This is a genomic window from Streptomyces sp. NPDC005962, from assembly GCF_040629205.1.
Taxonomy (GTDB): Bacteria; Actinomycetota; Actinomycetes; order Streptomycetales; family Streptomycetaceae; genus Streptomyces.
This window is the reverse complement of the sequence record NZ_JBEXVE010000012.1, coordinates 93396-105822: the sequence shown is the minus strand read 5'-3', so window position 1 is coordinate 105822 and position 12427 is coordinate 93396. Positions and strand designations below refer to the sequence as shown.

General features: G+C 70.1%; 12 protein-coding genes and 1 pseudogene. 11 read left to right on the top strand and 2 right to left on the bottom strand.

Translation table 11 applies throughout. The features are described from left to right. Positions 1–32 precede the first annotated feature (32 nt). The 4 genes from ABZ370_RS21415 (at position 33) to ABZ370_RS21400 (ending at position 3353) form a co-directional block, all read left to right on the top strand. A complete protein-coding gene (locus ABZ370_RS21415; RefSeq protein WP_358623544.1) occupies positions 33–1235 on the top strand; it encodes a TerD family protein in 1203 nt (400 codons plus the stop codon). A gap of 630 nt (positions 1236–1865) precedes the next feature. Continuing rightward, positions 1866–2156 (top strand): hypothetical protein, encoded by a 291-nt coding sequence (locus tag ABZ370_RS21410; RefSeq protein WP_358623123.1) that lies wholly within the window; start codon positions 1866–1868, stop codon positions 2154–2156. Further along, entirely contained in the window at positions 2138–2551 is a 414-nt protein-coding gene (locus ABZ370_RS21405; protein WP_358623120.1) for a PIN domain-containing protein, read from the top strand. Before ABZ370_RS21410 ends, ABZ370_RS21405 begins: the two co-directional genes overlap by 19 nt. Positions 2552–2600: 49 nt before the next feature. Beyond that, on the top strand, positions 2601–3353 hold the full coding sequence (locus ABZ370_RS21400) for a class I SAM-dependent methyltransferase (protein WP_358623118.1): 753 nt from the start codon (positions 2601–2603) through the stop codon (positions 3351–3353). Between the two features lie 4 nt (positions 3354–3357). On the opposite strand, the gene ABZ370_RS21395 is transcribed toward ABZ370_RS21400, so the two are convergent. Beyond that, positions 3358–5577 (bottom strand): protein kinase, encoded by a 2220-nt coding sequence (locus ABZ370_RS21395; protein ID WP_358623541.1) that lies wholly within the window; start codon positions 5575–5577, stop codon positions 3358–3360. Between the two features lie 158 nt (positions 5578–5735). Here ABZ370_RS21395 and ABZ370_RS21390 point away from each other — a divergent pair, with 158 nt between their 5' ends. Then, on the top strand, positions 5736–6206 hold the full coding sequence (locus ABZ370_RS21390) for a GNAT family N-acetyltransferase (protein WP_358623115.1): 471 nt from the start codon (positions 5736–5738) through the stop codon (positions 6204–6206). A 54-nt stretch (positions 6207–6260) separates the two neighbouring features. Here ABZ370_RS21390 and ABZ370_RS21385 read toward each other — a convergent pair. Further along, a pseudogene (locus ABZ370_RS21385) lies at positions 6261–6425 on the bottom strand (LLM class flavin-dependent oxidoreductase); the annotation flags it as partial. A 181-nt stretch (positions 6426–6606) separates the two neighbouring features. On the opposite strand from ABZ370_RS21385, the gene ABZ370_RS21380 reads away from it, so the two are divergent. The 6 genes from ABZ370_RS21380 to ABZ370_RS21355 all read left to right on the top strand — a co-directional run bounded on the left by ABZ370_RS21380 (position 6607) and on the right by ABZ370_RS21355 (position 12426). Then, positions 6607–7080, top strand: coding sequence for a helix-turn-helix domain-containing protein (locus ABZ370_RS21380; RefSeq protein ID WP_358623112.1), 474 nt, complete (start codon positions 6607–6609; stop codon positions 7078–7080). A 136-nt stretch (positions 7081–7216) separates the two neighbouring features. Beyond that, positions 7217–8065: an alpha/beta hydrolase gene (locus ABZ370_RS21375; RefSeq protein ID WP_358623109.1), complete on the top strand. Its 849-nt coding sequence runs from the start codon at positions 7217–7219 to the stop codon at positions 8063–8065. Positions 8066–8117: 52 nt separating this feature from the next. Then, complete coding sequence (locus tag ABZ370_RS21370) at positions 8118–8516, top strand: nuclear transport factor 2 family protein (protein WP_358623106.1); 399 nt, start codon at positions 8118–8120, stop codon at positions 8514–8516. Between the two features lie 172 nt (positions 8517–8688). Further along, positions 8689–9723: an Ldh family oxidoreductase gene (locus ABZ370_RS21365; RefSeq protein ID WP_358623103.1), complete on the top strand. Its 1035-nt coding sequence runs from the start codon at positions 8689–8691 to the stop codon at positions 9721–9723. 7 nt (positions 9724–9730) lie between these two features. Next, complete coding sequence (locus tag ABZ370_RS21360) at positions 9731–10759, top strand: LLM class flavin-dependent oxidoreductase (protein WP_358623101.1); 1029 nt, start codon at positions 9731–9733, stop codon at positions 10757–10759. After that, positions 10756–12426, top strand: a complete 1671-nt coding sequence (locus tag ABZ370_RS21355; protein ID WP_358623098.1) for an AMP-binding protein — start codon at positions 10756–10758, stop codon at positions 12424–12426. Before ABZ370_RS21360 ends, ABZ370_RS21355 begins: the two co-directional genes overlap by 4 nt. Position 12427 lies beyond the last annotated feature (1 nt).

Here is a 12427-nt window from a genome sequence, read left to right as displayed (position 1 = left end):
CGGGGACGTTCGTTACCCCGGACATGACCGCTATGACTCCCGGCTCGAACCTCCCCCTCACCGTCGCGCGCGTGGCCGTGGACGTCACCGCGCCCGTGCGGCTCGACGTATCGGGCCTGCTGCTCACCGCCGACGGCAAGGTGCGCTCGGACGACGATTTCGTCTTCTACAACCAGCCCAACGGCCCCGGTGTGACCCACGGCGCCGGGGCCGGCGGCGGGGGCGACGCCATCACCGTCGACACTGCCGCCGTTCCTCCCGACATCGACAAGATCGTGGTGACCGCGAGCCTGGACGGCCCCGGCGCCACCTTCGCGGGCACCGAGCCGACCGCCACCGTGCGCGGGGCGGACGACGGCGCCGTGATCGCCACGTTCACCCCGCCCCAGCTGGGCGCCGAGACCGCGCTCGTGGTCGTCGAGGTCTACCGGCGCGGCGGGGCCTGGAAGGTACGGGCGGTCGGGCAGGGCTATGCGAATGGGCTGTCGGGCATTGCCACGGACTTCGGCGTATCGGTAGAGGAGCCCGCGGCGCCTGTTGCCGCACCTGCCGCCCCGATCGCGCCCCCGGCCGCACCTCCGGTCACCCAAGCTCCTCCCCCCACCGGCCCGGCGGCCCAGGTCCCCCCGCCCATGCCCACCACTCCCCCCTCCACGGGGAAGATCAACCTGGACAAGGGCCGGGTGAGCCTCCAGAAGAACCAGACCGTGTCCCTGGTCAAGGGCGGCCGCCCGGTGCTGTCGTCGGTGAAGATGGGCCTCGGCTGGGAGCCCGCCTTCCGCGGTGCGGACATCGACCTCGACGCCTCCGTGATCGCCTTCGGCGTCGACCGCAAGAAGATCGACGTGTGCTTCTTCGGCAAGCTGGCCATCCTCAACGGCGCCATCCAGCACTCCGGTGACAACCTCACCGGCGAGGGCGGCGGCGACGACGAGTCCATCACCGTCCACCTGGGCGGCCTCCCCTCGGAAGTCACGGGCCTGGTCTTCACGGTCAACTCCTTCTCCGGCCAGAAGTTCACGGACGTGGCCAAGGCTTACTGCCGCCTGGTCGACGCCCAGACGGACGAGGAGCTGGTCCGCTTCGACATCACCCACGCCGAGCCCCGGACGGGCGTGATGATGGCGAAGCTGATCAAGCAGTTCTCGGGTGAGTGGGAGATGACGGCGATGGGCGAGTACGTCGACTCCCGCACGGTCCGAGGAATGGCCAAGCCCGCAGGCAAGGCCCTCTGAGCCGACCGGGGGCGGAATTTCCCCCTCCCCGAAACCGGGGACACCCCGGCCCCCGACAGGCGCGCCACCACGCGGCCCGAGCGCGCGCCCGGCCTGCCCCGGCGCCACCCGGTAAGCGGAACCGGCACGCCGAAGCGGGTTCCTCCCCCACCCCGCCCGTTCCCGAAAGCGTGGGACACCCCCGCCCCCGGCAGCTCCGCGCCAACCCCGCACCGAGCGCGCCGGGGGCGCCCGGCGGGCGGCGCGACTCCACCCCGAACCGGGAGACACTCCGGCCCCGAACGGCCCGCCGCCAGCCGGGCCCAGGGCGCACCCGGCCCGCCTGGCGGCGCGCGGCCGAGACGCGACGACCTCCCCGAAATCGGGGACACCCCGCCCTCCGACAGCCCCGCCCAGACTCGCACCCAACGGGCCTGGGACTTGCCCGTGCCCCGTGCCTTCCCCAACCCGGGCACACCCCGGACCGTCCCGCCGCCAGGCGGGCCGAGGGCGCGCCAAGCCTGGGGGCAGGCACTCCGAGGGGCCCTGGAACGGGGGCCGGGGGTGTCCCCCGGGTCGGGAAGGGGCGGGGTGGGGAACAACCAGCGCCGTCACCGTCCGCATTATTAAGCGGATTGCTAAACTAGGTACGTGACACAAGAAGAGGCAGAGCCAGGACTCGGCGAGGGTCCGGCCAAAGCGATCAGCGTGTCCCTCCCCGAGGGAACCGTGCGGGCGCTGCGCGATTACGCGGGCAACCGCGGGGTCTCGGCTCTCGTCGCCATGGCCGTCGAAGAGCATCTGCGTAACCAGGCCACCCGCGAATACGTCGCTGACTTCGAGGATGAGCACGGCCCGTTCACCGGCGCGGAGCGCCAGTCAGCCGCCGACATCTGGTCCGCGGCCGAGCGTCGGGAGTCCCGGTGGCACGAGGCCGTCTGACCGGAGGCGGCTGCCTGATCCTGGACAGCCAAGGGCTGTCGCTTTACCTGGAGCAGGACCGGGCCGTGATGAACGTCGTGCGATCCGCGCTCGACCGCGGTGCCGACCGGGTGGTCAGCGGAGCCACCCTCATCGAGGCCCAACACGACGGCATCAAACGCACGCGCTGGAACTACGTGCTCTCCCAACTGCGCGTGGAACCCCTCAGCGTGGACTGGTCCAAGGAAGCCGCGCTCCTGCTCCAGGAGACCGGGCTGCACGGCCACAAGTACGCCATCGACGCGATGGTGGCGGTCACGGCGCTGCACCAGCCCGGTCCTGTGGTCATGCTGACCTCGGACACGGACGACATGGAAAAGCTGTGCGGAGGCAGGGTCACCCTCGTCGCCGTCTGACAGAAAAATAGAGGGCGATCAAGCAGGCGGCCGCAGTACGGTCCCCGTCATGGGCGATGACGAGAGGGACGGCTACTTCGGAGAGCGCGTCGCGGCGACATACGACGCATCGGCGGCGGAGATGTTCGAGCCCGGCGCCGTGGACCCGGCGGTCGAGCTGCTCGCGGGGCTCGCCGGGGACGGGCGGGCGCTGGAGCTGGGCGTCGGAACGGGGCGCATCGCGCTGCCGCTGGCGGCGCGCGGCGTACCGGTCCACGGGATCGAGCTGTCACGGGCAATGGCGGCCCGGCTGCGCGACAAGCCGGGCGGGGACGCGATCGGGGTGACGATCGGCGACTTCGCCACCGCCCGGGCCGACGGCACATTCTCCCTCGCCTACCTCGTCTTCAACACGATCATGAATCTGACGACGCAGGACGCGCAGGTGGCGTGCTTCCGCAATGTCGCGGCCCACCTCGCCCCCGGTGGCCGTTTCGTCGTCGAGGTGACGATCCCGGAGCTGCGGAAGCTGCCGCCGGGGCAGCACGTCGTGCCGTTCCACGTGAGCGCCACGCGCTGGGGGTTCGACACGTACGACGTCGCCACCCAGACGATGAGTTCGCACCACCTGAAGCTCGAAGAGGACGGCCGGGCCACCTACATGCCCATCCCCTTCCGCTACGTATGGCCCGCGGAGCTGGACCTGATGGCCCGGCTCGCCGGGATGCGGCTGCGCGACCGGTGGGAGGGGTGGGCCCGGGAGCCGTTCACGAACGACAGCCCCCGGCATGTGTCGGTGTGGGAGAAGGTGGCTGGCGAGTGAGCCGTCACTTGGGGGTCTTCCACAGCCGTACCGTGCGGGCCTTGCTGTCGTTGCCCGCGACGAGCCGCCCGTCCGGGCTGAACGCCACGTCCTGGATCGTGTGACCTTCCCCCCGCGCGCCGGTCGACAGGATGGCGCGCGGTTTGCGGCTCGCCACGTTCCACAGCAACAGTCCGGAGTCGGTGGGAGTGGCGAGCGTCTTGCCGTCCGGGCTGAACGCCAGGTGCGCCACCTCCGATGCGACGAGATAGTGGCTGAGGGTGGCTCGTTGGCGGCCGGTGGCCACATCCCACAGCCGCACCTTGCCGTCGTAGCTGCCGGTGGCAAGGGTCTTGCCGTCCGGGCTGAACGCCACGCTCAGGACCCCTTGGGGCTGGGAGAGGGTGGCGCGTGGATCGCCCTGACCGTACGGCTCCGGGTCACGGCCCGCCACGTCCCACAGCAGCGCCGCGTGGTTCGGGGTGAGATTGCTGTCGGAGTCGTCACCCGCGGAGGCCAACGTCCGGCCGTCCGGGCTGAAGGCCACATCTTTGACGGTCGTGCCGGGGTTGAAGTAAGCGACTTGCTCGTCCCCGCGGCCGCCCGTGTCCCACAGGGATACCGCGTCGCCCTCATCGCCAGTGGCGAACAGCTTGCCGTCCGGGCTGAAGGCCACGCTCTGGCCGCCGCCGTAGAGGAAGCGGATCTGCCGGTGCTCGGCGACGTCCCACAGGGTCACCCAGCCGGACATATTGGTGGCGACGAGGACCTTGCCGTTGGGGCTGAGCGCCACGTCGCGGATCGCGAACCCGTCATTGCCGGCGCCGTCGCGTTGGGTGAAGGTGGCGGCCCTCGGTTTGCGGCGGGCGACATCCCACAGCCGCACCTTGCCCTCGTCGTTGCCGGTGGCGAGCGTCTTGCCGTCCGGGCTGAACGCCATGCCCCTGGCCACCCTGGACTTCCCGGTGGGGCCGATGGAGGCCACGGGCTCGGACAAGGGGTAGGGAGGGGCGGGAGGTTCGTAGTCGTCCGGGGAAAGGAGGACGAAAATCAGGACGATGGCGAGGACGATGACCCCGAACCCGCCGAGCAGTACGGGCAGACCGCTGGGAGCGGTGCCCGGGGCAAGGTCGCCAGGGGCAGGGTCGCCCGGGGCGGGGTCGCCCGGGGCGGGGTCGCCCGGGGCGGGGTCGTGCGTGGCCGGAGCAGGCGCCGCCGGTGTTGCGTCGCCGGGCGCGCCCAGCGCCGTGGGCGGGCCGGGTACGACGGACGGCTCGGAGCCCGGCGGGGACGCGGCGGTGCGGGTGTCGGCGTCGGGCGAGCCGGGGGCGTTGGGCGCGCCCGGGGCACTGGGCGCGTGAGGTGTCACGGGCTCGGCCCCTGACAGCGACACGGCGGTACGCGTATGGGCGTCGGCGATTCCCTCCGCCGACACCCCACGGCACAGCTCGATGACCTCGGTCGGAGTCGGCCGCCGCTCCGGGTCCTTCTCCAGGCAGCGGGCGGCGATGGCCCGGACGGACCCGGGGCAGCCGTCCAGGTCCGGCGCCTGTTCCAGGACGCGGTAGATGACGGCGTGGTCGGCGCCGCCGCCGAAGGGAAGCCGTCCGGTGGCGGCGAAGTGGGCGACGCCGCCGAGGGCGAACACATCACCGGCTTCGGTGACGCTCTGCCCCCTGATGTATTCGGGCGCCATATAGGCGGGCGTACCGGTACGCATCCCGGTGGCGGTCACGGACGTGACGTCCGCGGCCCGTGCGATGCCGAAGTCGATGACCTTGGGTCCGTCACCGGTGAGAATGATGTTGGACGGCTTCAGATCGCGGTGGATCACCCCGGCCGCGTGGATGGACTGCAGCGCTTCGGCCACCCTGGCGACCAGCCCCACCACCGCGTCCACCGGCAACGGCTCCCCATCGGCCACCGCCTGCTGCAGGGAGGGCCCGGGAACGTAGGCCGTGGCCAGCCACGGCTCACCGGCGCGGAGATCCGCGTCGACCACCGGCACCGTGTAGAGGCCCTGCACCCGCCGGGCCGCCGCCACTTCCTGCTCGAAGCGCTTGCGGAACGTCGCGTCGCCCGCGTACTCGCGGTGCACCACCTTGACCGCCACCGCGCTTCCGGCGGGCGTACGGCCCAGATAGACGCGGCCCATCCCGCCCGCGCCGAGAACCCCCTCCAGCCGGTACGGACCGACCCCGGCGGGGTCCGCGGGGCCCAGTGGGCCCGGTGGCGGCGGAGCCATCGGCCAGCCAAGTTGTCGGAACACGCCGACTCTCACCCCCGTTGAACTGCCGCCCCTTGCTCGGGCAGGCGAGCGACAGCGTAAACGAACCCGGCACCCCCGGAAAGATCTCCCCAGTGCCACGCTGTCAACGCGAGCGCGGATGTAAGGCTGTGGCCATGACCCCTTCACCCACATCGGGCAGCGTCACGACTCGCATAGCACGCCCCGAGGACTATGACGCGATCGTCGCGGTGGTCGATACCTGGTGGGGAAAGCCGGTGACAGGCCTGCTCAACCGGCTCCACCTGAACCATTTCTACGACACCAGCCTGATCGCCGAAGGCGAGAACGGCGAGCTCGCGGGCTTTGTCATCGGCTTCCTGTCCCCGTCGCGCCCGGGCGAGGCGTACATCCACTTCACCGGAGTCGCCCCGGGTATGCGGCGCACCGGGCTCGCCAGGTCGCTGTACGAACAGTTCTTCGCCGGCGCACGCCAGGATGGCCGTACGGTCGTCAAGGCAATCACCTCGCCGCAGAACACCCGCTCCATCGCCTTTCACACCGCCATGGGCTTCAACTGCTCGGAACCGCTGGCCGACTACGACGGCCCGGGACAGGACCGCGTCGTCTTCTCCCGCCACCTGTAACGGAACGGTGGGGAGCCACCTCGATGCCGGGGTCGCGGTCAGGACCGCCGCGCCCTAGGCGGACACCGCACTCCCCACCAGGCCCGCGACCCGGGCCAGCCTCCGGTACGAGTCGAGCAGGGCGTCGCGGTCGTACGTACTCGTCGTCACCAGCACCTCGTCCGCGCCGCTGCGCCCGATCAGCTCGTCCAAGGCGGCGGCCACCTCGTCCTCCGTGCCGAGGAGACGGCGCGCCTCGTCCGGGCAGGCGAGCGACAGCGTAAACGAACCCGGCACCCCCGGAAAGATCTCCCCCGCTCCCCGGCCTGGCCAAATGGCCCCCACACCCTACGACACTAGTAACATCTCAGAACTACTTTCGATTCAAAACTACCACCGGGATCACCGGGGAGGAGAAGTCGTGTCCGACCACGACCACAAGAGTCACGTCAGCTTCCAGCACGGGCAGGAGTTCCTGGCCGCGATCTCCGAGCGCTGGAACTACCAGATCCTGCGGGAGGTGTTTTTCGGCGTCGGCCGGTTCGGTGAGCTCAAGCGAACCCTGGGCATCTCGGCGAACATCCTCACCACGCGACTCAACAGCCTGACCGAACTGGGCCTCCTCACCAAGCGCGCCTACCGCTCGGACAAGCCCTGGTACGAATACGAACTCACCGACACCGCCCGCGAACTCGTCGTCCCCGCCATCGCGACCATTACGCGCTGGGCCGAGACCCAGGCGACGGACGGCGACACCACACACCACCTGCTCATGCACACGACATGCGGGAACGCGACCAATCCGTACCTCGCGTGCAGCAGCTGCCATCAGCCGGTCGAGGCGTCGACCCTGCGACCGGTATCCACCAAGGAGAGCGGCGCCGATCAGGGGTAGGGGGCGGCTCCGCTCCGGGGCCCCGCCGACCACCTCGGCCGGGCACGGCCAAGTCCTTAGTAGTGTTCTGCAACTAGTTGCGTTACGCTACTAGTGCATCGCTTGAACGTCCCCCTGTTCACGGAAAGGACTGATCATGGCCACGCTCTGGCTCGAAGGGACCACCGAGAAGCTGATTCCCACCTCACTGGGCCTGATCAATGTGCGCATCGGCGGCCGCTCCGACGGCCCCGCCATGGTGTTCTGGCCCAGCCTGATGATGGACGGCACCATGTGGCAGTACCAGTACGAGCACTTCGCCCCGACCCACCGCATCGTGCTGATCGACAGCCCCGGACACGGCAAGTCCGACGCGCTGCGCAAGATCATCGACCTCAAGGACTGCTCCGACGCACTCGTCGAGATCCTCGACGCGCTCGACATCGACAAGTGCGTCCTGGTGGGCAACAGCTGGGGCGGGATGCTCGCCGGAGTCTTCCCGGCCTACTACCCGCAGCGGACCGCGGCGGCGGTCGGCATCAACTCCACCGCCTCACTGCCCACGATGTTCGAGAGCATCTGGGCCACCGCGCTGTCCACATTCCTCTCACTGCACGCGAAGATGCCGCCGCTGGCCGCCAAGGCCGCACGCGGCGCGTTCGCCGGACCCACCGCCGAGGCCACCAACCCGGAGTTCGTCGAGTTCACCAAGTTCGTCCTGCGAGACGACCCGAAGTCGGTCGCGTGGGCGCTGCGCAGCATCCTCATCGGCCGCAAGGACGAGCACCGCCGGCTGAACACCATCAAGGACGTGCCCGTCCTGATCATCGCCGGTGAGGAGGACAGCCAGTTCCCCGTTCATGTGGTGCGGAAGATGGCAGACGCCGTCGAGGGCAGCACCTTCCGGGTGCTTCAGCACACCGCCCACCTCGCCGCCCGCGAGAACCCCGAAGACGTCAACACCGAGATCGACGCCTTCCTCGCCGACCTGCCCGCCGCGGCCTGACCGGGGGCCCATCGCCATGACAGACATGACAGAGATGAAAGGCATAAAAGGCATGACAGGCACCGCACATGCGACGGCCGCGCCCGACTGGATCCTGAAGTTCATGGACGCCATCGACACCCTGGATTTCGACGAGGGCTTCGCACCGCTGACCGAGGACACCGACATGTTCTTCGGCACCGCGCACATCCACGGCGTCGAGGCCATCAAGGCGTTCTTCGTCAAGATCGACGCGCCGCTGATCATCACCCATGAGGTCGTGGAGTGCTGGACCACGGGTGACGGCGTCCTCCTGCTGCGCGGCGAGGCGACCATGGCCAAGAAGAGCGAACCGGACCAGGTGGTGCGCGCCCCGTTCATGCACATCTTCTCCCTCGACCGGGAGGAGCCGGCCCGGGTCCGGACACTCCGCATCACCGCGGGCCCGCTTCAGACCGACGCCGTGATGTGACCTCACCCCCGGGGCCTGCCGCGCGCCAGGCCCCGGGACGTCGCACCCGACCGGGCCGAGCCGCCTGAACCAACACCATCAGCATGCTTGCATTCGCCTACGCACGCTTATACCGTCTCAGCATGCTTACGGAGTGGTGGATTCCAGGTTTCCTCACCGTGGAGGTCGGCTCATGACGACTCTCTCCCTGCCCGACGCCCGCGCGCTCGTCACGGCCGCGATGACCGCGTGCGGGCATTCCGCCGGAGCCGCCGACACGATCGCCGACCATTTGCTCGACTGCGAACTGCGTGGGCTGTCCTTCGGCGGGCTTGCCCGGGCGCTGTCCGTCGCGGAACGCGTTCGCACAGCCGAGGCGCCGCCGGAGCCGATCCGGGTCGTCGCCGAGACGCCGGTGTCCGCCACCGTGGACGGCGGCGACCAGGTGGGCTACCTCGTCGGCATGCATGCGCTTCAGCTGGCCGTGACGAAGGCCCGCGCTCAGGGCATCGCGGTCGTCGGCGCACGCAACACCTGGTACACCGGGATGTTCTCGTACTACCTGGAGAAGGCCGCGGCGGCCGGGCTCGCCGGGATGATCGCGGGCAGCGGACCGGCGGTGGTGGCACCGCACGGTGGCACCGAATCCCGGTTCGGCACCAACCCGATCGCCTTCGGCTTTCCGGCCAAGCCGACTCCCGTCATCTGGGACATCGGCACCTCAGCCGTGATGTACGGGGAGGTGACGCTGAAGGCGCGGCTCGGGGAGAAGCTGCCCCCCGGCCAGGCCTACGACGCCGCCGGGGTCCCGACGCTCGACCCGGCCGCCGCGCTCGAGGGCGCGTTCGGCGTGTGGGGCGGGCACAAGGGCTCCGGGCTCGCTCTGGTCGTCCAGCTGCTCGGCATGATGACCGGCGCGGCCGCCGACCCGCCGGGGGTTTCGGACTGCGGCTTCTTCGCCGTGCTGTTCGATCCCGGCGTGCTCACCGACCCGGACGACTACCGACAGCGGATCACGGCCTTCGCGGAATCGGTCCGCGCCACCCGTCCCGTCGAGGGCGGCAGCCCGGTCCGGGTGCCGTTCGACCGCTCGGTGACCCGTCGCGAAGAGACGCTCCGGCGCGGCACCGTCGACGTACCCGAAGCGGTGGTCGCAGCCCTGCGCGAGGAAGCCTGGCCCGCCCGTCAATCACCGTCCTCCAACGGACCATCCCACGCAGAAAGCTGAGAACGCCATGGTCGCCTTCTTCACTGGGCTGCAACCCCTTCAGGCCGACGAGACCGACCCCGACCGAATGATCTCCAGAGTCCAGGAACTGGACCGCTCGAAGGCCATCGACCGGGTCCTCGTCGGGTACTCCTCCACCTGGCCGCACAACCACGCCACCGCACCGTTCGCGCTGGCGGCATCGGAGAAGTTCTCACCGATCGTCGCGCACCGTCCCGGCGTGATGGCGCCGGTGGCCGCCGCGCGCTACTTCGCCACCCTCGACGTGCTGGCCCGCGGGAGGCTCGCCGTCAATGTGGTCGTGGGCGGGTCCGACAAGGATCTGCGCCGCGAGTCGGACGACCTGCCCAAGGCCGATCGCTACCGGCGGGCGGTCGAGTACCTCGACATCGTCCGCCGCGCCTGGACCGAAGCCGCTCCCTTCGACCACCACGGCGAGTACTACACGGCCGAAGCGGTGAAGCTGCGCACCAAGCCGGTGCAGGGTCAGGTGCCGATCTTCATGGGCGGGGAGAGCGCCGACGCCGTGGACTTCGGCGCCCGGCACGCGGACCTGTACATGCTGTGGGGGGAACCGTTCGCGGGTACGAAGGAGCGCATCGACCGGGTCACCGCGGCCGCCGAAGGCTACGGCCGCGCCATGCGGTTCTCGCTGAGTCTGCGCCTGTTCATCGGTGATACCGACGACGACGCCTGGGCCCGGGCCCGTGCCGTCGAGCGGCAGATCGCCGAGGCCGCCGGCTCCACGGCCTTCCTGCGCTCGTCGTCGACCGACACCTCCATCGGACGGCAACGGGCTCTCGCGCTCACCGACCACGAGTTGCACGACGACTGCTTCTGGACCGGGCTGACCAAGCTCCTGGGCGGCTTCGCCAACTCCCAGGCGCTCGTCGGCACCGAGGAGCGCGTCCTGGACACCCTGGGCAGGTACCGCGAGCTCGGAATCGACACGTTCCTCGTGACGACCGGCGCGGAAGCGGCCTGGGACCCGTCGCTGGAGACCTTCCTGACCCGGGCGAAGAAGGAGCTGGCATGACGTCGACCACCGCCCGGGGCAATGGCGCCCCGGGCCCGGAGGACTTCTCCGATCTCGCCGACGGCACCGTCGGCGGCCTCATCACCGCCCGCGCCGCGGAACATCCCGACAAGCCCGCGCTCGTCTTCGACGACACCGAACTGACCTACGGCACGCTCGACGCGACAGTCACCGACGTGGCACGCGGTCTCCTGGCGGCAGGCGTCACCCCGGGCAACTCGGTGGGGATCTTCCTCCCCAACCGGCCCGAATATCTGCTCGCCTGGCTGGGAGCGGCCCGCGCCGGCGCCGTCGAAGTCCCGGTCAACGTCGCCTACAAGGGTTCCTTCCTCGACCACGCGCTCCGCAGCACCGGCGTGCGGGTGCTGGTCACCGACGCGGCCCTGCTGGAACTCGTCGCCGACCTGCACGAGATACCTCCGGCCCTCAAGACCATCGTGCTGCTCGACGGCGGCCCGCTCCCCCGGCTACCGCTGGGAGGTGTCCCCTGCCGGACTCCACCCGGGGTGACGGTACAGACCTGGAACGACCTGCTCGCGGCCGGCGACCCGGCGGTGGAACTCCCCCGCGTCGCGCCGCAGGACCCGGTCGCGATCATGCTCACCTCCGGAACCACCGGGCGGAGCAAGGGGGTTGTGTACCCGCATCTGATGCCGCTGGCCGCCGCACGCGAATGCGCGGCGCAGATGGCCACGACCGCCGATGAGCGGCTCTACACCTGTCTGCCGCTGTTCCACGGCGCCGCGCAGATCAACATATCCCTGCACGCCTTCTACGCGGGAGCGACCGTGGTCCTCGGGCGCCGGTTCAGCGCCAGCAGATTCTGGGACGAGCTGCGCACCCACCGGGTCACCCAGTTCAACGCCCTCGGCTCCGTCCTGCCGATGCTCCTGGCGCAGCCCCCGTCCGACCGCGACCGCGACCACCGGGCGAGGAAGGCGTTCGCCGCACCCGCCCCGCCCCAAGTGCTCCGTCCGTTCGAGGAACGTTTCGGCGTACACGTCGTCGAGGGGTACGGACTCACCGAGATCAAGAACGTTCTCTACAACCCTCTCGGTGCCCGGAAGGTCGGCTCGCTGGGCCTGCCCACCGCCTCGTCCGTCCTGGAGATCCACGACGAGTCCGGGCGCCGCGCCGCGCCCGGTCAAGCCGGGGAGATCGTGTACCGGCCCCGCCTGCCGGACATCATGTTCTCCGGCTACCACGGCGACCCCGAAGCGACGCTCGCCACCGTGAAGGATCTCTGGTGGCACACCGGCGACCTGGGCTACACCGACGAAGACGGCTACTTCTACTTCATCGACCGCAAGAAGGACGCATTGCGCCGCCGCGGCGAGAACATCTCCTCCCACGAGGTCGAATCGGTCCTGCTCGCCCATCCCGGCATCGTGGCCGCTGCCGCCATCGGCACACCGTCGGAGCTGGGCGAGGACGAGGTCCTCGCCATCGTGCAGCTCGAACCCGGCCACGAACTGGATTTCACCGGGCTGTTCGCCCACTGCGACCGGTCGATGCCGCACTTCATGGTCCCCCGCTACTACCGCGTCGTGGACGAACTTCCCGTCACCCCGAACGGCAAGGTCCGCAAACACCAGCTGCGGGACCAGGGCCGCGCCGAAGCCTGGGACGCGCTCGCCGCCGGGCTCACAGCCACCCGCCACGCCTGAG